16 protein-coding genes are annotated in these 23,479 nt (G+C 43.5%); 14 read left to right on the top strand and 2 right to left on the bottom strand.

All coding sequences use genetic code 11. The features are described 5' to 3' along the window. The first annotated feature begins 60 nt into the window (after positions 1-60). From AC3RCI_RS15490 to AC3RCI_RS15475, 4 genes are all read left to right on the top strand, one after another. On the top strand, positions 61-912 hold the full coding sequence (locus tag AC3RCI_RS15490) for an SDR family oxidoreductase (protein WP_492525310.1): 852 nt from the start codon (positions 61-63) through the stop codon (positions 910-912). A 67-nt stretch (positions 913-979) separates the two neighbouring features. Next, complete coding sequence (locus AC3RCI_RS15485; RefSeq protein ID WP_430196627.1) at positions 980-1,303, top strand: putative quinol monooxygenase; 324 nt, start codon at positions 980-982, stop codon at positions 1,301-1,303. Between the two features lie 25 nt (positions 1,304-1,328). Continuing rightward, positions 1,329-1,661, top strand: a complete 333-nt coding sequence (csaA, locus tag AC3RCI_RS15480; RefSeq protein ID WP_492525308.1) for a chaperone CsaA — start codon at positions 1,329-1,331, stop codon at positions 1,659-1,661. A gap of 334 nt (positions 1,662-1,995) precedes the next feature. Next, the gene (locus AC3RCI_RS15475) at positions 1,996-4,242 is read left to right on the top strand and encodes a glycoside hydrolase family 3 C-terminal domain-containing protein (protein WP_492525306.1); all 2,247 of its coding nucleotides are present in this window, start codon (positions 1,996-1,998) and stop codon (positions 4,240-4,242) included. 39 nt (positions 4,243-4,281) lie between these two features. Here the strand turns inward: AC3RCI_RS15475 and AC3RCI_RS15470 are convergent, their stop codons facing one another. Then, complete coding sequence (locus tag AC3RCI_RS15470) at positions 4,282-5,505, bottom strand: helix-turn-helix domain-containing protein (RefSeq protein ID WP_492525304.1); 1,224 nt, start codon at positions 5,503-5,505, stop codon at positions 4,282-4,284. Positions 5,506-5,658: 153 nt separating this feature from the next. On the opposite strand from AC3RCI_RS15470, the gene AC3RCI_RS15465 reads away from it, so the two are divergent. From AC3RCI_RS15465 to AC3RCI_RS15435, 7 genes are all read left to right on the top strand, one after another. Further along, a complete protein-coding gene (locus tag AC3RCI_RS15465; RefSeq protein WP_492525302.1) occupies positions 5,659-8,388 on the top strand; it encodes a family 78 glycoside hydrolase catalytic domain in 2,730 nt (909 codons plus the stop codon). A gap of 229 nt (positions 8,389-8,617) precedes the next feature. Beyond that, positions 8,618-10,045: an MFS transporter gene (locus AC3RCI_RS15460; RefSeq protein ID WP_492525300.1), complete on the top strand. Its 1,428-nt coding sequence runs from the start codon at positions 8,618-8,620 to the stop codon at positions 10,043-10,045. Positions 10,046-10,164: 119 nt separating this feature from the next. After that, positions 10,165-11,397 (top strand): cytochrome P450 family protein, encoded by a 1,233-nt coding sequence (locus AC3RCI_RS15455; protein WP_492525298.1) that lies wholly within the window; start codon positions 10,165-10,167, stop codon positions 11,395-11,397. Positions 11,398-11,716: 319 nt separating this feature from the next. Further along, the gene (locus tag AC3RCI_RS15450; RefSeq protein WP_492529917.1) at positions 11,717-12,475 is read left to right on the top strand and encodes an SDR family NAD(P)-dependent oxidoreductase; all 759 of its coding nucleotides are present in this window, start codon (positions 11,717-11,719) and stop codon (positions 12,473-12,475) included. A gap of 220 nt (positions 12,476-12,695) precedes the next feature. Next, entirely contained in the window at positions 12,696-13,907 is a 1,212-nt protein-coding gene (locus AC3RCI_RS15445) for a sensor histidine kinase (RefSeq protein WP_492525296.1), read from the top strand. Further along, positions 13,908-14,579: a response regulator gene (locus tag AC3RCI_RS15440; protein WP_492525294.1), complete on the top strand. Its 672-nt coding sequence runs from the start codon at positions 13,908-13,910 to the stop codon at positions 14,577-14,579. Positions 14,580-14,781: 202 nt separating this feature from the next. Next, positions 14,782-17,004 (top strand): MMPL family transporter, encoded by a 2,223-nt coding sequence (locus AC3RCI_RS15435; protein WP_492525292.1) that lies wholly within the window; start codon positions 14,782-14,784, stop codon positions 17,002-17,004. Positions 17,005-17,119: 115 nt separating this feature from the next. On the opposite strand, the gene AC3RCI_RS15430 is transcribed toward AC3RCI_RS15435, so the two are convergent. Next, positions 17,120-17,704 carry a TetR/AcrR family transcriptional regulator gene (locus AC3RCI_RS15430; protein WP_261779968.1) on the bottom strand — a complete coding sequence of 195 codons (585 nt, stop codon included), beginning with the start codon at positions 17,702-17,704 and terminating at the stop codon, positions 17,120-17,122. Between the two features lie 674 nt (positions 17,705-18,378). On the opposite strand from AC3RCI_RS15430, the gene AC3RCI_RS15425 reads away from it, so the two are divergent. The 3 genes from AC3RCI_RS15425 to AC3RCI_RS15415 all read left to right on the top strand — a co-directional run bounded on the left by AC3RCI_RS15425 (position 18,379) and on the right by AC3RCI_RS15415 (position 23,367). Further along, positions 18,379-19,764, top strand: coding sequence for a lytic polysaccharide monooxygenase (locus AC3RCI_RS15425; protein ID WP_492525290.1), 1,386 nt, complete (start codon positions 18,379-18,381; stop codon positions 19,762-19,764). A gap of 286 nt (positions 19,765-20,050) precedes the next feature. After that, positions 20,051-20,839, top strand: coding sequence for a glucose 1-dehydrogenase (locus AC3RCI_RS15420; protein WP_492525288.1), 789 nt, complete (start codon positions 20,051-20,053; stop codon positions 20,837-20,839). A 380-nt stretch (positions 20,840-21,219) separates the two neighbouring features. Next, entirely contained in the window at positions 21,220-23,367 is a 2,148-nt protein-coding gene (locus AC3RCI_RS15415) for an immunoglobulin-like domain-containing protein (protein WP_492525286.1), read from the top strand. Positions 23,368-23,479 lie beyond the last annotated feature (112 nt).

The raw sequence follows: 23,479 nt of genomic DNA, 5'->3' as shown, positions 1-23,479 counted from the left end.
AATGTCCGTATAACAGTGCTATACAGTGATTCATAACTTATTAAACTCAGGAGGTTTACAATGCCATATAAAACTCAAGAAATGGTTGTCGTCACAGGTACTTCAAGTGGAATCGGCAGGGCTACCGCGGAGCAGCTCGCCGCTGAAGGATTTCACGTTTTAGCCGGGGTTCGCCGTCAGGAAGATGCCGACAAAATCAAACAAAAAAATATCGAACCGGTGATTCTCGATATTACCGCTATCGACACACTAAGGGCGCTGGCCGAACGAGTGGAGCAAGATCCGCTTGATCGCCCGCTCCGCGCAGTGGTCAACAATGCCGGCATTGCCGTTAATGCACCTCTTGAGATGGTTCCGCTGGATGAATTACGCCGTCAGATCGAAGTCAGCGTGATCGGGCAAGTTGCGGTTATTCAGGCGCTTACTCCCGCCTTGCTGAAGAGCAGCGGACGCGTAGTGAATATCGGATCCGTTGGCGGCAAAATCTCCATGCCCGGTTTCGGAATTTATTCAGCTGCAAAATACGCGATGGAAGCGATCAATGACAGCCTCCGCAGAGAGATGTCCTCGTTCGGACTCAAAGTTATCATGATTACTCCGGGCGGTGTCAGCACCAGCCTGTCGGAGAAAGGGGTTACGACAGCCAATCGGCTGTCCAAGTTGATGACTCCCGATCAGCACAGACGCCATGATCGTCTTTTTGACGCCGTGAAGGCGCAGGCTGAATCGTGGGCAACGAGCGGTATTCCTCCTAAGAAAGTGGCAGAAGTGGTTTCACGAGCCATCCACGCAAGTAATCCGCGCACCCGCTATACGGCTGGCCGAGATTCGGCTCTGCTGACCCGACTGGTTCGTATTCTCCCGGATAAACTTCTCGACCGGATGCTCCGCAGCCAGATGAAGCTGCAGTAACGGGAGTATGACTGATGTCACAACAACCGTTTGAACATGCATTATTAATAACTTAGGAGGAATCAACATGAACGATACCAATAACCGTTACGTTACTGTACTCTGGGAGGCGAGAGCCAAGGCAGGGAGAGAAGCTGAGATGAGGGCGTTTATGACTGCAGCTGTCACCCCGTCACGGAACGACCAGGGTAACATTGACTATGAAGCTCACGAGGTAGAAGGCCTGCCTGGTACATTTATCATCTACGAGCGCTGGGAAAACCGGGATGCTCTCGATCGACACCTGAACGCCCCGCGGATGCAGGAACTGGTGCCTCAGCTCTTAGAACTGATGGAGGGATCCATTGAGGAAGGGATTCGACTCCTGAAACCGTTTCGTCCAGCGCATTAAACTACAACACTGGGGAGGTCAAGCATTGGCAACGATCGATGAGTTTGCAGCACTAGATATTCGTGTGGGGACGATTAAGGAAGCGGACTTTTTTGAAGAAGCAAAGATCCCTGCGATTAAGCTTAAGATTGATTTTGGACCGGAGATCGGGATGAAATCCTCAAGTGCACAATTAACGAAGCGTTACAAGGCTGAGGACATTATAGGAAGACAAATTGTAGGAATCGTCAATTTTCCTCCTCGGCGCATTGCTGGATTCAAATCGGAGGTATTAGTTTTGGGCGGAGTCCCGGCAAAAGGAGATGTTATTCTATTAACGCCGGATACTGAAATCCCTAACGGTACTCCTATTGCATAAGTTAGACGACGAGAACGTTAACTGAATACAAATAAGAAAGCAAGCTGACCAATGTGTGAACTGCACCCAATTGTTAGACACCATCTAACAGATTGGAGGTGCAGTTTTTTTGTCAAATTGTAATATGGACTCACTCTATTCGTTTAATCTTTGGAGTAATCATGAATTGGTTTATGAAGCAGAAATAAGGTTAGCACTTACGGAGTTCACACATTATAAATAAGATATTATTTTTCCAAAAAGAAAACGATCTTACCATATATTCAGGGTCATTTGCTCTACTCTTATGAAGTAACCGATTACATTATTAACGTTTACCAACGGAGGAGAGCGAATGAATCCTAATTTGAAAGAAATGATCAGTCAAATGACATTGGAAGAAAAAGCAGAACTCTGCTCAGGTAAAGATTTCTGGAATACCATATCCATCGACCGCCTTGGGGTTCCCTCTATTATGATGACAGATGGCCCTCACGGACTTAGAAAACAAGAGGGAAGCTCGGACCACTTAGGCTTAAACAAAAGTGTACCAGCTACCTGCTACCCATCCGGAAGTGGAGTGGCCTCATCGTGGAATCGTGAACTTGCCCATACGATGGGGAAAGCAATCGGACAAGAAGCAGCGGCAGCGGATATTTCCATTGTTTTGGGGCCTGGTGTGAATATTAAGCGTTCCCCGCTGTGTGGCCGAAATTTTGAATATTTTTCTGAAGACCCTTATTTATCGGGAACTTTGGCAGCTAGTTATATACAAGGCGTACAAAGTCAAGGCGTGGGTACTTCCATCAAACATTTTGCTGTAAACAACCAGGAATATAAGCGAATGTCTGTCGATGCGGTGGTAGATGAACGGACTTTACGGGAAATTTATCTGGCTAGCTTTGAATATGCAGTGAAAGAGGGAGAGCCGTGGACCGTCATGGCCGCTTATAACAGAGTAAATGGTGCTTTTTGTTCGGAAAACAGCCGGTTACTGACTGAAATTCTCCGGGAAGAATGGGGATTTGCAGGCGTAGTGGTGTCGGATTGGGGAGCTGTCAATGAACGGGATCAGGGAATAGCTGCCGGTCTGGATCTGGAGATGCCTTCCAGCAGCGGTGCGGGATGCAAGAAAATGATTGAAGCTGTTCAATCGGGAAAGCTAAGCGAAGAGGTGCTGGATCAGTCTGTTGAGAGATTGTTGTCACTTGTATTCAAAGCTGTAGATCGCCAGCGGAAGTCAGTATCGGTTGATGTAGAGGCTCAGCACCAGTTGGCCAGAAAGATTGCAAGTGAATGCATGGTCCTGCTTAAGAATGAGGAGAGCATTCTCCCTCTAGACACGGAAGATACCATCGCGGTTATCGGAGCCTTTGCGCAGCAACCGCGCTACCAGGGCGGCGGTAGTTCACATATTATGCCGACGAAGCTGGATAACATCTATGAAGAAATCCTTAAAACAGCTACTGACAGTGCAAGCATCTCGTATGCGGCAGGTTATACGTTAGACGAAGATGTTGTAAACGAAGAACTGATTCATGAAGCAGTAGCTACCGCAAAGAATGCACAGGTTGCAGTGATTTTTGCCGGGCTGCCTGAACGTTATGAGTCTGAAGGTTTCGACCGGAAACACCTTCAATTGCCTGAAAGTCACAGAACTTTAATTGAAGCAGTCGCAGAGGTTCAAGAGAATATTGTTGTTGTATTGAGCAACGGAGGTCCCATTGAAATGCCTTGGCTGGATAAAGTTAAGGCTGTATTGGAGGCGTACCTTGGAGGACAGGCTTTGGGCGGTGCGATCGTTGATATTCTCTTTGGAAGCGTAAATCCAAGCGGAAAACTGGCTGAGACATTTCCTAAAAAACTGATCCACAATCCGTCGTACTTGAATTTCCCCGGAGACGGCGAGACTGCCGAATATCGAGAAGGTATTTTTACGGGCTACCGTCATTACGATACAAGAGATGTGGAGCCTTTGTTTCCATTTGGCTTCGGTTTGAGCTACACCCAATTTGAGTATAGTGATCTACAGGTTAGTCATAAACAGATCAAAGATACCGGCAGTGTAAAGGTTACAGCAAAAGTTAAAAACACGGGTGAAACAGCGGGCAAAGAGGCCGTTCAGCTATATGTACGTGATGTGGAATCAACGGTCCCACGTCCACTTCAGGAATTGAAGGGGTACACCAAAGTTTCACTTCAGCCTGGTGAAGAGACCACCGTACATTTTGAACTGGACAAAAGAGCGTTTGCTTACTACGATGTTAAGCTGAAAGACTGGCATGTGGAGACGGGTAAATTCGACATTATGGTCGGAAAATCTTCAAGAGAGATTGAACTCGTTGAAACGATCGAGGTAGAATCGAGCGTTATTGTTACCAAACCCATTACCAGGCATTCCACATTCGGTGAATTACTGCAGCATCCCGTTGGTGCTGAAATTATGGGTGCGATGGGGCAATATGACGGGAATGAAGCAGGACTGGGTGAGGGAATGCAGGATTTAATCATGGGTACCACATTGCACAATGCAGCACTTATGAGCAACGGTCAGTTCACAGAAGAAACACTGCAGAGCATCTTATCCGCTATTAACCGTTGAATGCATGCATCATTAGAATAAGCCCGGCGCAGCCCGGGCTTATTCCTCTATCATATGATGTGTTTGTTGATACTTCTTAGGGGTTCTGCCTGAATGTTTTTTGAAGATTTTAGTGAAATAACTCTGATCCGTAAAACTCAAAAGAGACCCGATTTCAGAAAGAGGAGTGCTCGTAAATTGAATCATATGTTTAGCTTCCTCAATTTTGATCTGTTGAATATATTCATTCACGGGAACCCCAACTTCTTTTTTAAATAATACAGACAGATAGTTTGGGCTGATACCGGCATGTTCAGCAATTTCCTCGTGTGTAATTTTGGAATAACGGTGGTTATATATATAATTTTTGCAAAGTGTAACGATTTTAGAATGCTGTGATGCTTTAACCTGAGAGACTTTCTCGGTCAACGAAAAAAATGCTTCCAAGCAGCATTGATCGATTTCTTTATCGGTCCGTAGATCCTCGAGGCGCTGTATGTAAACATCACTTACCGAAAAAGCAATCTCCGAATAGAGACCCCCGTCAATTGCAGCTCTGGCTGCAAGAGCTATACCGATGATGCCAAGATTCTTTTTAGAACGGATATGACTTGATTTGGACAGGACTCCTGTATTTTCATGACCAAGTTGTGTAAAGTGTTTGAGCATATCCAATTTACCGTCCTTAACAATCGTTAACAATTTCTTTTCATTTAGCGGGTTGTGATGGAGCATCTCATCATAGCCTTTTGATGAATTTATGGAACTTTGTATTTCTTTTTCCTTGATATGAATACCGCGCAAATAGTCCTGTACTACATCCTCAGCTTCGATCAATTCGTGATTAAACATTTGATTAACCAAGATCGTGATGTTGATTAGCCTCTCATGGGTTATCACAGGAACAGACTGATAATAATGATATACTTGTTCCCGGTTCGCAAAGAGATGTGTGTCATTAATGAGCCCATTTATTTTATGTTCAATCAAGCTAAATGGAAGGGAAGGTCCTAAAATGATGGTTCCTTCATCGTTCAGATCGTTACCAATACGAATTAAAATGTAGTTCTCAAAAAACATCGTTCTTACAACTGAAGGATCTTCTTTACACACGGATGGATCAAACCCCAACACTGAAAAAAAGAATTGTTTATCATTTTTATACAGCGGATTAAGTATTCGATTACCCATCAGTTCGAATTGAACCTCTCCGGTGGAGCTTACAAAGAAGATGGACATATCAAAAAGTTCTGCAATAAGTTTACATTGACGTTTTAGGTCCATTTTGTGTGTGACTCCTTTTTTTAATCATTTTATCACATCAAAATTATAAAATTACAATGATATTACCATATTGTATGAGGAAAATTCTTTATGATATTTTAGTAAGCGTTAACATTTAGGTGTGTGAGATCTATGTTGAAGGGTGGTCATCTCATGGAATTAAAAGATTTCCGGATTGAATACATGCATAATCCGATTGGACTGGACACAGTAAACCCAAGATTCTCATGGAAATTAGATTCTACTGAACAGGACGTAATGCAATCCGCTTACCAAATAAGTGTCACACAAGATTTGCAGAAAATCTGGGATTCTGAAAAGAGGGATGAAGACGTCTCCGTTTTAGTGGAATATGCTGGTCCTCGTTTGCAGGCCACGACTTTGTATCAGGTTCAAGTCGAAGTTTGGGATAACAAAGGTAATCACGCAGTCATGGAAGGACATTTTGAGACCGGGTTGCTGAATGGCAGCAACTTTCAGGCAGAGTGGATTACACATCCATTCCCGAGCGAAGAAAGTGCTCCACCCGTTTTCTACAAAGAATTCTCTGTCGAAAAGGAAATTCAGCAAGCCCGAATCTATACCACTTCCCACGGTGTTTATGAAATTGCGATCAATGGGACAAGAGTAGGAGAAGACTACTTTGCACCTGGATGGACGAATTACAACGAGCGATTGCAGTATCAGACTTACCGTTTGGACGGGATGCTGGAGAGCCAGAATAAAATAGAGATTACGGTGGGGAATGGCTGGTATAAAGGCATATTTGGTTTTACTTGCACTCCGAACCATTACGGGGATAGAGTTGCTGCACTTGCTGAAATCCATATTGTCTATACGGATGGAACAAAAGAGATCATTGCAACCGACAAAACCTGGCAGGTGACTACCGGACCCATCCGTTCAAGTGAAATTTACATGGGCGAGACTTATGATTCATGTTTTCATGAAAGTCAGTCCTTCTATGTGGAAACAGCCTCTTTCGATAAAAATCGCCTTGTTGCTCAGGAAAGTGAACCTGTCAAAATCACAAAAAGGCTCCCTGCACTTCAGTTGATTACAACCCCAAAAGGAGAATGTGTCATTGATTTCGGGCAAATCCTTACTGGGTTTGTAGAGCTTCGAACCAAAGGGCGGAAAGGTCAAACGATAACCATACGGCATGCTGAGGTTCTTGATAAGGAAGGAAATTTCTATCCGGATACGTTAAGACAGGCAGTATCCATTGATCAATTGATCTGTAACGGTAAAGATCAAATTTTCCGTCCTCATTTCACTTTCCATGGATTTCGGTATATCGCCATTGAAGGGGTAGATGAGATCCAGCTCGATCAATTCACAGCTTGCGTGCTGCATTCAAGTCTGGAGGAAACAGGCCGTTTCGTGACCTCCAATGCCATGGTGAACCAGCTGCAAAGCAACATTCAGTGGAGCCAAAGAGGTAACTTTCTGGATATACCGACGGACTGCCCTCAAAGAGACGAGCGTCTAGGGTGGACAGGAGATGCACAAGTATTTGCCGGGACCGCTGCGTTCAATATGAATGTTGCCTCCTTCTTCAAGAAATGGCTGCGCGACCTTGCCTCTGAGCAGACGGAGGAATATGGGGTTCCCCATGTCATTCCTAACATTCTTGGAAATCAAGAAGGTGCTGCTGCCTGGAGCGATGCCGCTGTTATTGTCCCTTGGGTCATGTACCAAACCTATGGAGATCTTCGATTGCTGCGAGAACAATATGACAGCATGAAGGGGTGGATTGAATATATTACTGCACGTTGTGGAGCGAATGGATTATGGCAGACTGGTTATCAATATGGGGACTGGTTAGGGTTGGACAAAGAGGAGATTAGTAACGATAGAACAGGGGCTACAGATGTTTATCTGGTAGCAAACGCTTATTATGCATATTCGACCGAACTGGTTGCAAAGACAGCCAAGCTTCTGGACAAAACCGAAGATGCCGTCCGTTACGAAGAATTGCATAGCCAGATCAAACAGGCTTTCAATGCAGAATATATCTCTTCAACTGGCAGACTGGTCAGCGAAACTCAAACGGCCTGCGTGTTAGCGCTACACTTCAACCTTGCCGAGGAGAGATACAAGGATCGGATTCGCAAGACGCTTGAAAACAATATAGCGAAACATAAAAACCATCTCACGACAGGATTTGTTGGTACTCCATATCTGTGCCATGCCTTATCGGACAATGACCTGCATGACCTTGCTGGTACCTTGTTTCTGAAAGAGGATTTCCCATCTTGGTTGTACGCCGTAAAAAAAGGGGCTACCACGATATGGGAACGGTGGAATTCCATTCTGCCAAATGGTGATTTCGATACATCAGGTATGAATTCCTTGAATCATTACGCCTATGGATCCATTGGGGAATGGATGTATAGAAAACTCGCGGGAATTAATTCAATTGAAGCAGGATATAAGAAGATTCTAATAAAACCTCAATTCATCCGAGGAATCAGTTCGGTAGATGCTGCTTTTGATTCGGTCTACGGAGAGATAAAAAGCTCTTGGTCATGCAGGGCGGGTAACATTATTGTAAATGTAACGATACCAGCAAATACAACCGCAATTATTGTACTGCCTGAGAAACCTGTGCCTGTGGAGGTTGGTTCCGGATCTTACAGCTTCGAATATGCGACGCAAACCAGTCTCGAAAGAGAACGGTTTACCATGGATTCGACACTCAAAGAGATTGTGGAAGAGCCCACAGCAGTTCGAATGTTAAACGAGCACGCTCCCGGTATGCTGGATCACCCGATGATCCAATATGCTTATGATTTATCTGTAAGCGAATTGCTCGCCAATACGCCAGAGGAGACCGAACAGTTATTTAGAAGAGTCATTCAAATGCTCAATGCCTCCTAGGTGTAAAGGGGAAAGAATAGAATATAAAAGGCGCTGCAGGAAACAAGCAGCGCCTTTTTGGATTACAGAAATTCGTTTTTGAATAACGAAATTATAGCGCATAAAAAAAGCGAAGCTCCAACATAAAATTACTAAAAATATAATGAGGTTACCATATTTATGCTTTGTGGAGGACTAAAATAATGTTTGAAAGCGGTACCATGAAGCGAAAGAATAAGGGGGAACAGTAATGATAGCAGAACGGGATATTTTTAATCCACCAGTTGGAAAGGGAAGTAAAAAGTCCAGGGCATTAGGCCTTGATGCCCAAGGAATTCAGAAAACAATGCGCCCTTACCATTACTTAGGCGACGGAGCAGCCCAAGTAGCTTTAAACTCCATCAACGGACTGATCGGGATGTTAACTTATTTTTATACAGATAAGGTAGGGATTGCAGCTGCCACAGTGGGTACGATCATGCTCATCACCAAATTTATCAATGCAATAGCAGACTTGCTGATGGGTAGAATCGTTGATGCGACCAAATCCAAATATGGAAAGGCTAGACCTTGGATTCTTTGGATGGCTCTACCCACCCTGGCATCCATCATATTACTGTTCACAGTGCCGGCAGAGGCATCATCAACGGTAAAAACCTTCTATGCGTTAGCTACAGTAGCGTTTGCTTCAGCCATTGTGTATACGGGAATTGCGATTCCTTTCGGAAGCTTGATGGCGATCCGTACCAGAAGTGTAGAAGAACGCGGTAAGATGGGCCTTACCCGAACCATCTTTGGATATATTATTGGGATGATTATCGCTATCACATTAATTCCAATAACCAATATGCTTGGTGGGGATCAAAAAGCATGGATTATCGTTGCGGTTGTATTGGGTATTGTATCTTTCATTTCCTTAATCCTGACCTTCTTAGCATCGAAAGAAAACAACGCTGGTACAAGTATTGTTGAAAGCGATAACATTCCCTTCTGGGAAAGCATCAGGCTTCTATTCCAGAACAAATACTGGGTCATCATGCTATTTGCTCAGTTATTGATCAACATGCTGTATACGCTTAATGGTTCAACAGGAATCTATTACACCAAGTATATCCTCGGGAATGAGAACCTGATCGGAATCATGGGGGCAGTTGGATTAGTCCCGGTTTTTTTGGGATTTGTTATGGTGGGACCCATGATTAAGAAATTCGGACTTACTAGAACTGCACGGATAGGCATGCTTCTTGGCATCGTTTCATCACTTATTCGTTGCTTCATGCCATATAACTTTATTGCAGCTATAGTACTTGGCGGTATCGCAACACTGGCAACCATTCCAATGATGGCTGTAGGCGGAGTGTTGGTGAACAACACTGTGGAATACGGTGAATGGAAGACAGGTAAACGCTTAGTTGGGATGGTCAATAGCGCAAACAGCTTTGGCGTTAAAATTGGTTCGGGCCTCGCTGCCGCGATGATCGGCTGGATTCTTGCCATAGGAAGCTACGACGGAGCGTTAGTAACACAGGCGGATTCTGCGATTACCAGCATCCTGGTTCTGACAGTATATCTTCCTTTAGTGATATTCGTTCTTACGTATATCTGCTTGCGCAAGTACGACTTGGATGAGAAGTATCCTCAAATTGTAAAAGAACTGGAAGAACGAGTGAATCCTTAGGAAGATACCGGTTATCGCGTATTACTGGGATTAAATGAACTTAATTGAAAGTAAATCGAGAAATGTGATAGTCTCTATATTGTAGTGATATTATAACTATCATTTTGAGGGGTGACGCGATGTTTACCAATGAAAATCAAGGTCGTTCCAAGTCCAAAGTTGATTTCTTGGATCATTCTTTCATTCAGCAGCCTTTCCCAGTCTACGAAAAGCTGCGTGCCGAAGAGCCTGTCCATCGACTATTACTGCCCAGTGGGCATGCTGCGTGGATGGTTACCCGATATGAGGATGCCGTCAACATTTTGCAGGATGGTCGCTTTGTAACCGGTGTTCTCGATAACAGGAACGATGAATCTGAGAAGTCCATTCCTCCGCATCAGGCGATTATTTCACGGAATCTCATCAGTGTTGGTCCAGAAGATCATCGTCGACTGCGGCGCTTGATTCAGAAGGCATTCACTCCCCGCATGATTGAGAGGCTGCGGGGACGAATTGTGGAAATAAGCGATGAATTGCTGGACAAGATTCAGGCAGGAAACACTCGGGAGTTTGATTTGATCGAGGACTATGCCTTCCCGCTGCCCATTATCGTTATTTGTGAAATGCTAGGTGTTCCGCTGAAGGATCAAGACAAATTCAGAGCCTGGTCCAACACCATTATGGAGAGTGTCAGCAATCCGCAGATGAACCAGGAGAGCGATGAAGTGATGAAGGCTTTTGTAGATTACTTACAAGAACTGATCACGGAGCGGCGCAATAATATTCAACAGGACCTCATCAGCGATCTCATCAGCATAGAGGAAGAAGGTGACAAACTAACGGAGCAGGAATTATATGCACTTGTGTTCGTACTCATCATAGCAGGGCATGAAACAACAGTGAATCTGATTGGGAACGGCATGCTGGCGCTGCTGGAACATCCGCAGCAAAAGCAACTCCTTATGGATCAACCGGATCTGATTCAAGCGGCGGTTGAGGAAGTGCTGCGATTTAATGGGCCGGCTGAAATTAGCAATGTTCGATGGGCTGCGGAAAATGTGGAGTTTCAGGGAATACAAATTCGCCAAGGAGATATGATGCTGGTCGCATTATCCTCAGCGAATCGGGATTCCAGTCAATATGAAAACCCCGATACGTTTGACATTACTCGCAAAGTCAATGATCACATTGCATTTGGTAAAGGAATTCATTATTGTCTTGGCGCTCCACTTGCGAGACTTGAAGGCGAAATTGCGATCAACGCTTTACTTCACCGGCTGCCGGAGATCCGGTTAAATACGGATGCGGAACTGCTGGAGTGGAGGCCAGGTATGATCATCCGGGGACTCAAAGCTTTTCCAGTCGTATACTAATCGAAATAATAGTTTGAACCTAAATTATTAATATATTGGAGAGATGAACCTAATGAGTTATGACGAGAATATCCGAATTGGTGAATTGTTGAACAACGCAGAATCGTTTGCTGTACTGGAAAAGCATTTGCCGGAATTCGTGAAGGAACCAACGTTCAAGATGGCCACTAACTTTACGTTGGATCAACTAGCTGCATTGCCTCAGGTAGACATTCCTTTGTCTACACTTCAGACTTTGAAGCAGGAACTGGCAGCCATTGAATTAGGAGCAACAGCCCAGAAGCAAGAAAATGGTGCACCGAAAGGAAATAAAGAAGGGATTTCTCTGGAAGGTAAAGTGATCGTTGTTACGGGAGCTGGAAGTGGAATCGGAAGAGCCAGCGCCGTGATTATGGGTTCTCGCGGAGCGAAGCTTGTACTGGTTGATTTCAATGAGCAGACAGGGGAAGAAACGTTAGCATTGGTTCGCGAAAATGGCGGTGAAGCTACTTTTGTACAAGCTGACGTATCCAAAGAGAGCGATGTGCAAAACTATATTCAAAAAGCAGTAGAAGTCTATGGAAAAATTGACGTGGCATTCAACAACGCGGGTATACTCCAGAAATTCCAACGTTTCCAGGATATCTCCGAGGAAGAATTTACACGGATCATGGATGTGAATGTGAAAGGGATCTTTTTAGGTATGAAATATGCCTTGCAGATTATGGATAAACAGGGATACGGCCATATCATCAATACTGCGTCCACTACGGCCATTCGTGCTGAACACAGTCTGGGTGCATACACCGCAAGCAAACATGCGGTTGCGGGTTTGACCAAAGCGGCGGCCATTGAATATGTACGCAAAGGTATTCGCATCAATGCCATCTGTCCAGGAGGTGTAGCTACAACATTGACGGCTGCGGTTCCCCAATCGCTGCAGGAGAGCGGCTACGTGCCTGAAGAGTTTCCGAATATGCGGATCGGGCGTTATGCAGAGCCAGAAGAACTCGCCCAGATCGTTGCGTTTCTTGCATCTGATTATTCCAGTTACATGACAGGATCAATCATCCTCGCAGATGGTGGCATCACACTCTAATTATTTGTTCAAATTCACATTCTGAAACGCTACAACAATAGGAACTGTCCGGAGGGAGATCCCATTGTGAAGTTTCGCATAATTATTTGAAATTATCGTCCATAAGTCTAACTTGTGGACGATTTTTCATTACAAAAGGGTATGTACGAAAGGGCATGCACGATCGTACATCTTTTTGGTCGTGATTTGGACTATAATGACTTATACAAGAGGTGATCCCATGAAAATAGTACGGAAGAAGACGAATCCGGCCGGAATAAATGAAGAAACGGACCCGATTGCGTCTTCACGTATTCCCATAATCATCTGGCTTTGGCTTGTTGCCATGGCTACTATGATCCTGCAAACGATGTCAACCCCTATATTAGTACCCAGTATTATCTTTGTAGCTGCAATGTTAATTCATACCATGGTGTACTGGGAAGTTAACAAACTTATACAACGATCCAAATTACTCTACATACTTCTTCAATCAGGGTTGATTTTCGGTAGTGCCATGTTAATGCCAGACGGTATGCCTGCTGTATTGATTGGTTTGATTCCGGTGTTGATTGGACAGACCCTTGCCATATACTATGAGACGGCAAAAATTGTACTATTTGCGTTTGTATTATATTTATTATTCTGCACGGTAACCCTGTTTACACGATCTGGTATGGATGTCGTCTTGTTAATTCTATTACTGTTAATGATGATCGTTGTCGTAGTATCCTATGCGGTGCTTTTCTATCGTCAGGTCAATGCCCGTGTTAGGACATTAACGTTTCTGCATGAGCTGGAGCAGGCTCATCAAAAAGTAGAGGAATTGACACTAACAAGCGAGAGACAACGTATGGCAAGAGATCTGCATGATACATTAGCTCAAGGACTCGCCGGTATTATAATGCAGCTGGAGGCCGTCGATGAGCACATGAATCGAGGAGGTTTTCCGCGCGCCCACGAGATTATCCGCAGTTCAATGGGCCAAGCACGCAAAACATTGGCTGATGCACGCAAAGCCATTGATGATCTTCGTACCAAGGCAACGCCGGCTATTACCTTTGGAGAGGCAATACAGGAACAAATTCAACGTTTCCAACAGGCGACTGGAATCGAAGTCCTTTTGGACGGGAATGCTCCTAGTTCCATATCCAAAGTAGGAATGGAGCACGTATTGCACATTTTAAGTGAATCGCTAATGAACATAGCCAGGCATGCCAAGGCAACGAGCGCAACCATTCATATGGCTATAGAAAATGAAGATTTCCATCTTATTATACGAGATAACGGAAGGGGCTTTAGCGTAGACCGAATCGGAAAACAAGCCGGGCACTATGGCTTGATCGGGATGAATGAACGGGCCAGGTTGATAGGTGGCAGCATTGAAATTGAGAGCGGAAAACAAGGAACGACTATTTTGTTTCGCGTTCCACTTGGAAAAGGAGAAGTCTGAATGAAATATAACATACTCATCGTAGATGATCATTGGGTGGTGCGTGAAGGACTTAAATTAATATTGGAGACCAGTGAAAACTATCTGATTGTCGGAGAAGCTGAGGAAGGGGAAGAAGCTATCCGAATTATGTTAGACAAACAGCCAGATGTCATTCTACTGGACTTAAATATGCCGGGGGGGCTCAGTGGCTTGGATACCTTGAAACGAATGAACGAGCAACACATTAGTATACCGGTTATTATTCTGACGACATACAACGAAGATGAGCTGATGATTGAGGGACTTTCTCTTGGAGCCAAAGGGTACTTACTCAAGGATACAAGCCGAGAACAATTATTTCGTACGCTGGATTCTGCCATTCGTGGAGAGACACTGCTTCAACCTGAAATAACGTCAAGAGTCTTTGCGTTTCATGCGAAGTCTTCTCAAGAATCCAAAACACAACCACAACTATTAATTGACAAAGAGTCAACCCTGATTAGTGAGAGAGAATTACTCGTTTTACAAGCCGTGGCTCGTGGTTTACGGAGCAGAGATATTGCTTTTGATATGGGTATTGCCGAGAGAACAGTAAAATCTTATCTCACCAACATTTACAATAAACTTGGAGTGAATTCGCGATCAGAAGCAGTTGCAGTAGCCGTCGAAAAGGGGATTTTACACTTGTAACTTGTAAGGTACTCTTTCGTAATCAAAGTTAAAAAAATGGTTTGCCCGTTATGTCCTATCCCTTCTATGCCCCATCGTACATGAAAGGCTTGCCCTTTCGTACGATTTTTTTTTGTTTTTATTTCGTTACTATGGGGGTACAGAGCTTTTCCTTAGATAGCTCTAGGATTTTTGTGGAAGTGAAAGGGGAAGAAATAAAGCTATGGCAAAATGGTTATATCGTCTCGGGGCTTGGTCGACGAGAAAACGGAAAATGGTCATTACGATGGGATTAACACTTCTTATCGTGCTTGCATCTTTAGGACTTGGTATGGGTACTTCGTTTACGGGTGAAATGACTATACCAGGAACGAAGTCGGATCAGGCAGCGAAAGTACTAAATTCAGAGTTTCCATCATCAGATGACGGTGGTCAGATCAGGCTCATTTTCAAAGCGAAGAATGATTCATTGACTTCCGAAGCAAACAAAAATTACATTCGGCAAGCCCTGAAAGATGTAAAAACGGATTTGTCAGTCAAATCTGTAGCGAGCCCATTTGAATCAATGACTCTAAGCGCGGATAAAAAGATTGGTTATGCAGACATAACGTATTCTAAACCCGCTAGTGAAGTGGATGAGAGCTCGAAGGAGCATGTGTTGAACATTGCAGAGCGGCTCGATAAGGAAGGGATTCAAACCGAAATTGGAGGCAGCGTTGCTTTTTCTGAAATAGAAGTCGGGGGCATATCAGAAGTCATTGGTATCCTTATTGCCTTCATGATTTTAGCGTTTACGTTTACTTCGTTTCTAGCAGCAGGACTTCCCATACTAACAGCAGTCATTGGACTCGGAATTGGTCTAATGACTATAATTATTGGTTCAAATTTCGTATCAATGTCATCATTCTCCATTACGTTAGCAGTCATGCTTGCTTTAGCAGTCGGTATTGATTATGCACTATTTATCATGTCACGATACCGTCAGCAGTTGGCAGAAGGATTTGACAGGGAAACAGCCATCGCTCAGGCTAATGCAACAGCAGGAGGCTCGGTTGTATTTGCAGGACTGACGGTAATTATCGCGCTAGTGGGTTTGTCCGTCGTACAAATCCCTTTCATTACGATGATGGGACTAGCGGCTGCTATTAGCGTATTTGTAGCTGTCCTCATTGCGATCATTCTCGTACCAGCCATATTAGCTGCAGCAGGAGACAGCATTAGTCCGTCTCGCGAAAATCGTTGGCTGAGAAAATGGTCTGGGAGCAAAAAGGAGAAAACAAACGGAAACGCTTGGAGTCGAGTTGTCACTAGAAAGCCTTGGCTTACTACCATTCTATGTATTGCCGTCTTAATCATGTGTACCTTGCCTTTTCTGCATATGCAGCTGGGCTTGCCGGACAATGGCCTGAAATCGACAGAAACGACTGAGCGTCGTGGATATGATCTAATGGCTGAGGGATTCGGTGAAGGGTTCAATGGCCCACTCGTTATTGTAGCTAAAGCTAATAATAGTGAGGACCCTCAATCAGCAATCGCTCAAGCAACGGCTTACATCAGCGATCTACCGAATGTCTCTAGTGCAACACCTGCAATACCGAGTCCATCGGGAAATGCAGCCTTCATTACAGTGTTACCTAAGACAGGCCCGCACGACATTCGTACGACTGAACTGGTGGAGACTATACGTAAAAAAGCCGATCAACAAAACAATAAACAGGTCGAGATTATGGTTACCGGTGGGACTGCGGTTAACATTGATATTTCAGAGAAATTGCAACAGGCATTACCTAAGTTCGCTTTATTGATTGTTGGTCTGGCTTTTGTACTGCTCATGCTCGTTTTTCGATCTTTGCTTGTACCGATTAAGGCTGTACTTGGTTTTCTGTTTACATTGGGTTCAACACTCGGTTTTATTGTCTGGGTCATTCAAGATGGTTATCTGGCCAATTTGTTCGGTATTCCTGAACCTGGGCCGGTGCTTAGTTTCCTTCCAATTCTCGTCACTGGAATTCTGTTTGGACTTGCCATGGACTATGAGGTGTTCCTTGTCAGCCGAATGCGTGAAGACTTCACCCATACTGGAGATGCACGACAATCGGTAAAAAGCGGGATAAACCATAGTGGACCAGTCGTTACTGCTGCAGGCTTGATTATGATTGCCGTGTTTGCCAGCTTTATTTTTGCCGAAGATACCATTATCAAATCCATGGGATTAGCCCTGGCATTTGGCATACTTGTCGATGCATTCATCGTGCGTATGACACTTGTGCCAGCGGTAATGACCATTCTTGGAAAAAGTGCCTGGTATATTCCTGCATGGCTTGATCGCTTGTTGCCTAACATCGATGTAGAAGGTGAATCCGTTATGAGAGAAAACCATAAAGCCGCCAGTGGTTTTGATCAAACCATCATTAGAAAGACGGTCTCTGGTGAAAAACATGGCTAAGTTACGTCTACTCAACAGATGTAAAAAGGCAGAGGATGAGAGGGCTGCCTACAACTGCAGCGCCTTCTCCGTCGGATTTCAGGAATCAGTTAGCAGCATTCAAACGTCATTGAAGTCAAGGTTTCAAAGACTCTAGGAAAAGACCTTTCAGTAAGTTGAATTGCTCGGACGGGTCAACACGAGTGTTGAATGCATCGATACCTTCCAGCATGGACATTTTCTTGGAAAATGTTCCGAATACATTCATCATTGTAAGTAGAATGTTGACGGAATTTGAACTGGCACGGACCGAACGATCCTGTTCTCCCAGTGCTGCCAGTTCGGTAAACAGAGCAATAATTTTGTTATATTCCGTTTGATACAATTCCATATGCTCTACAGGCTCTTTGGAGAGCGCAACGTAACATTCAAAGGCTTCAATCAACTTGGAGTTTTGTTGATGCTCAGCTTGCTGAAAGAAAATCAGGGTGTCAAATATTTCGTTTAATTTCTCGTAACATGTTCCTTCTCCATGCACAATCTTTTCAAAGATAACCACTTCGGACTGAACAATATATGAAGCAACAGCAACAATCAAATGCTCTTTCTTGGGAAAATAGCGGAATACAGTAGCTACCCCGAGGCTTGCAGCCGTGGCAATTTCCTGCATGGTAGCCTTTTCGAATCCTTGCTGTGTGAAAATAGAAATGGCAGCTTCAATGATGCTTAAACGGCGTTTCTCTCTCAGCTCGCTTCGCTCATTCTCCTGGCGTTGTCGGGGTTGAATAGGGATAACCTCCTTGTCTCTGTAACTCAGGTTATGCTAACAATTGCAATTCTATTTGTCAACGAAGCAAGGTATGAAACGATTTGATACTCAAAACCCTAATCAGATCACTAGCCAAGATAAGCTATAAAGGAAGACTTCATTATAAATGAACAAACTAAAATGGTTATGTATAAAAAATCGTGACTGCCATTAACAAACAGGTAGGTATTCCTATAATTATCGCCGAGTTTTCTTATCCTTCAGGTGAGGTGCAAGGTGCATATTCGAAGAGACAAATTAAAATAACGTATATTCAACCAGAAAAGTCGCTTTTAGCGGCTTTTTGTTCTATCTACTAAGAGAGGAGCGGCTTGTTCATTGGGGCCGCGTCTAATTAATAACAGGGATATTCCTTTTATCTCCAGCATTTAATCTCATTAATCGGCTCAGTTATCACATGTTCAAACCAAGAGCAAATATGACTTTTCTCCTGTTTTTCAACAAAACAAATATCAATACAAGGGTTTTTTATCCAAAAGAAATTAGAACTTTGTTCTCTTACAGCTCCATGTAAAATTTTATAAAATTTTCTTATTCACATCATCAGACTTTACAGGAGGATTATTATGTCAACTTATCTCTCGCTCTCAGGTGTTAGGAAAATATCCTTGATACCGAAAACGATCCTGGTATTTGCAACGGGTATATTGTTTTTGCTAATGTATGCAAATGTCATCTCAGCTCATGGTTACCTAGAGTCACCAGCCAGTCGTGCATACTTATGCCAACAGAATCTCAATAGTAACTGCGGTCAGGTTCAATATGAACCACAGAGTGTGGAAGCAAAAGGGAACTTTCCGGTGGGAGGCCCGTCCGATGGGGAAATTACAGGTGGAGGTATTTTTCCGGAGTTATATACTCAAACGGCACAACGTTGGACGAAGCTTGACATGCAAACAGGAAGCCAAACCTTTACCTGGAAATTGACAGCAGCACATGCAACAAAAGAGTGGAAATATTACATAACCAAGAAAGACTGGAACCCTAATGCTCCGATTGAGCGTAAGGATTTAGAACTGTTTTGTACCTACAGTGATGGAGGGAAATTGCCAGAAAAATCGGTCTCACATCAATGTGAAATACCAGCAGACCGTACCGGTTATCATGTTATTCTTGGCGTATGGGAAATCGCTGATACTGGTAATGCCTTTTATCAAGCGCTTGACGTAAATCTAATGAAATCGGGTAGTGGAAGTGGATCAAACACCGATGTAACAGCTCCAACAGCTCCAACAGATCTAAAAGCAAGTAATATCACGACAAAATCATTTACACTTAGCTGGCATCCTTCGACTGATAATGTGAGTGTAATGAGTTATGAACTTTATCAAAATGGGCATAAGATTGCGACTATTCCAGGAACATCTGTATCCTATGATGTAACTGGATTAAGTCAAGGAACAACTTATGTCTATGCGTTAAAAGCGATTGATGCTGCAGGTCATGGATCCCTTCTCAGTTCGGAGATTACAGTGCAGACAACTTCTGCAACCATACCTGACCCTTTAGCTCCAACGGCTCCAAGTAATCTTCACGCACATACCGTGAGTGCAGCATCAGTAAGTCTGATGTGGTCCAGTTCAACGGATAATGTGGCTGTTAGCAGCTACGACATTTACCAAGGATCAGAGCGGATCGCTACTGTCAATGGAACCGTGACAAGTTATGAGGTAACCGGTCTGAAATCAAGCTCGACATATACATTTTCAATCAAAGCCAAGGATTCTGCTGGAAATGTATCTGTAGCGAGTAACGTCATTACAGTTACTACATTTGAGTCATCTCCGCCAGTTGTAGAACCGGATGCACCTGAAGCTTGGGCTGAGAATACGTCATACCACATCGGGGATCGTGTCCTTTACAAAGAGGTCATCTATATTTGCCGTCAAGCTCATACATCAATATACACTTGGACTCCTTCCGAAGTCCTTGCATTGTGGTTGCCAGAATAGCCGAAAGTCACTCAGGATTTGTTCCTGAGTGACTTTTTTTGATGAGCGCTCGCGCGGATCCAGAGACAGTTTCAACATAATCGATGACAAATGTTTATTTTTGCTTACTTGGGTGAACATATGAATATAAAACGTTGTTTAGCGGACACATGGGATGGAGTTTGATTATTGCAAGTGAATTTTTTGTGATTTATTATTGCCAATGTAAGGTTTTTAATTGAGAATTCTATTCTCATCTAAAATAGACGAACATTTCGTTAATTTACTTAATAAAGGAGTATGGATCATGAGTAAACGTTTTGAATCAAAAGTTATTTTAATTACTGGAGCAGGCTCAGGTCTTGGACAATCAGCGGCATTTGAAATCGCAAAAGAAGGTGCCAAGCTTTCTCTCGTTGACCTTAATCAACCTGCACTTGAAGAGACGAAGAAATTGATTCTTGAAGTTGCACCTGAGGCAGAAGTTCTTCTTCTTACTGCTGATGTATCTGATGAGCAAGCTGTTCAAAAATATGTAGATGATACGGTTCAAAAGTTCGGTCGCATCGATGGATTCTACAACAATGCGGGGATCGAAGGTACTCAGGCTCCTACAGCTGAATATAACAGTAAAGTGTTTGACAAAGTCATTGACATTAACCTTAAAGGTGTCTTTTATGGCATGAAATACGTTCTTCCCGTGATGAAAGAGCAACAATCCGGTTCCATTGTCAATGTTGCCTCTGTTGGCGGGATTCGTGGAGTTCTGAATCAGGCGGCGTATGTCGCAAGTAAACATGCTGTATCGGGTATGACGAAAAATGCAGCAATCGAGTACGGACAATATAACCTGAGCATCAACGCTATCGCTCCAGGGGCGATTATGACTGCGATGGTTGTCGGTTCCCTTAAACAAATCGGTGGCGAAGAAGGATGGGAAGAAGCCGGCAAAGAATTTGTTAGCGTAAACCCTAAGAGACGTTTTGGTAAACCTGAAGAAGTAGGCCGTCTTGTTGCCTTCCTGCTATCCGGCGAATCCGAATTTATTAATGGTGCTGTCATTCCTATTGATGGTGGACAATCGAACCAATACTAATAACATCAAGATCCCTCTTTGGCAATGTCATTAAGAAGAGGGCCATAAATGAAGAAAAAGAGCAGGTCATCCAAAAGGTGGCTTGCTCTTTTTTTGTGCTGAATAAGAAAATGAACTTGATAAGTAATTGGGAATATAAAAGAGGAAGCCATGGCCCAGCATAACATAGAGAAGCAGAGGGACGCCGCATTCCGCTGTATGACATTAGGAATTGTAGGGTTTCTGCTAAATCATTGCTAAGCAGCATTCAAAGCGTTTATATATTTTTCGTATTCAACCTCTTATAATGTTCAGAATTTGTTCAGTGAGCCTTGCTATACTAAAGCGAATTTATTTCATTTTTCTGAGTCATTATATAACATCTTATGGAGGTCTTCTGCTTGAAACTGCACAAAAAAGCGTCATTATTTCTTTCGGTTCTTCTGTTATCACCATTGGTATTGCCTCCGGCTAGTATCCAGGATTTTTATGGAGCCGGTAACATTGCCTTTGCTGCTGAACCACAGGCTAATTCAATCTATATTGTAGGACCATTTGAATTTTCGCCTAATTATGAGATACAACTGACCGCAAATGGTATGATGAACAATGGCACGATTACAGATATTAGTTCAACAGCTACTTGGAATTCTGACAACGAAGCTGTTGCAACTGTATCTCCAGGAGGAATCGTGACGGGTATAACGGAGGGTACAGCAAATATTACTGCATCACGTGATGGAAAAGTCTCAAGTACATTCCCGGTCACAGTAACTTGGGCAACATACCATAAATTACAAGATGCCAAGAATTCATTACAATTACCATTCAACGGTGGTCAAACTGAGGGCCATGTAACGTGGAGCATTGATTTACCTATTCAAATTGAAAATGAAGTATTTGTGTCATGGTCTTCTTCTGATCCAACAATTATCACTAACAAGGGTGTCGTCAAACGTCCTCCATATGTAGGTGGAGATAAGCAGGTAACGCTTACGGCAACACTTCGAGCCGGAAGTGAAGCTCCAGTAACGAAGGAGTTTATCCTTAACGTTGTGAAAGCCGAGCCCACACCAGAGGATAAGCTTCGTGAAGCATTAGACGAGTTGCAGATCAGTTATGAGAATGGGGATACGGTCGATGGGGTTAGAAGTTCGGAGGTAGGATTACCGATTGGAGGAAAATATGGCTCATCCATATCCTGGGTATCAAGCGACCCTTCCATCATTAGTTCGGATGGTAGAGTGTATCGGACGCTAGATGATATGGATCATGAAGTTAAATTGACTGCAAGAGTGTATGTGGAAGGTGTGTTTGAAACTCGTGATTTCTTCGTTAACGTTAGATATATAAATAGAGATAAAATCATTACTTCTTTCTCGCTGGATGACCATGTTGGAGTTATCGATGAAGATAAAAAGACAATCACGTTCGATATACCTCGGGGTGCATCTGACCAATCTATGATTGTTACGTATACTGCAAAAGCATTACAGGTTCTCGATAATGGTATTATGATGACTAGTGGAGTATACAAAATATATCCGTTCTTCATTAAAAATTACAGTGTTACTGCCACAGATGAATTGCTGAATCCTGTACACTACAAGTTGGTATTTACAGGCGAATCTACAACACCAGAACCAACGCCGTCACCAACACCAGAACCAACGCCGTCACCAACACCAACACCAACACCAACACCAGCGCCGTCACCGACGCCAACACCAGCGCCATCACCAGCGCCAACACCAGCGCCATCACCGACGCCAACACCAGCGCCATCACCGACGCCAACACCAGTGCCGTCACCGATGCCAACACCAGTGCCGTCACCGATGCCAACACCAGTGCCGTCACCGACGCCAACACCAGTGCCGTCTCCGACACCAGCACCGGAACCAACGCCGGCACCAATAGCAACCGATGGTGGTTATAAAAAAGATATATTTAAACCTGGAACTAGTGCAACACAGCTTCTAGAATCAAAAATTAATAATGCCCTTAAAAATCAAGGCAACTCATTTAAGCCGGTTGATATAAAAAACCATTGGGCCGAACAGACCATTGATATTTTCACTAAGTTGAACATTATTAAAGGTTATGAAGACAAGACGATTAGACCTAATCAAGCTATGTCTCGTGGTGAGTTCGTAGGGATATTATCACGTATTTTCGATGTTGGTGGGACAAAGCAGGTTACTTTAAAAGATATAAAAGGTCATTGGGCAGAAGAGGCCATTGTACAGTTTACACAAGCAGGTATTATTAGTGGAAACGGAAATGGAACATTCAAACCAAACAAGGCAATTACACGTGAAGAGATGGCCGTGATTCTATCCAAGATCGTTGATTTCCAGGGGGTAACCCAAAACAAGATTGATAACTCCAATCCGATTCATTTGGTAGCTCAAGCCGGTGTTATTCAAGGGAATGGAAATGGGGACCTCAATGCTAAAGGTACAGCCTCCAGAGCGGAAGCATTGCAACTTATCCTTAACACTTTAAAGTTAAACTCCAAAATTAAAACGATGCTTGAACTTTTATAATGGAATCGACTAAGAACAAAAAGCGAAAAAGCGCCTATGTAGGGCGCTTTTTTAATCTAACATTAATAAACAGGTTAGCGTAGCGTCTAAAGAGTGGTATATTACGGCGCAG

Source organism: Paenibacillus sp. MT124, assembly GCF_058792755.1.
Note: the sequence above shows the minus strand (reverse complement) of the source record. Positions and strands in the feature narration are given on the sequence as shown.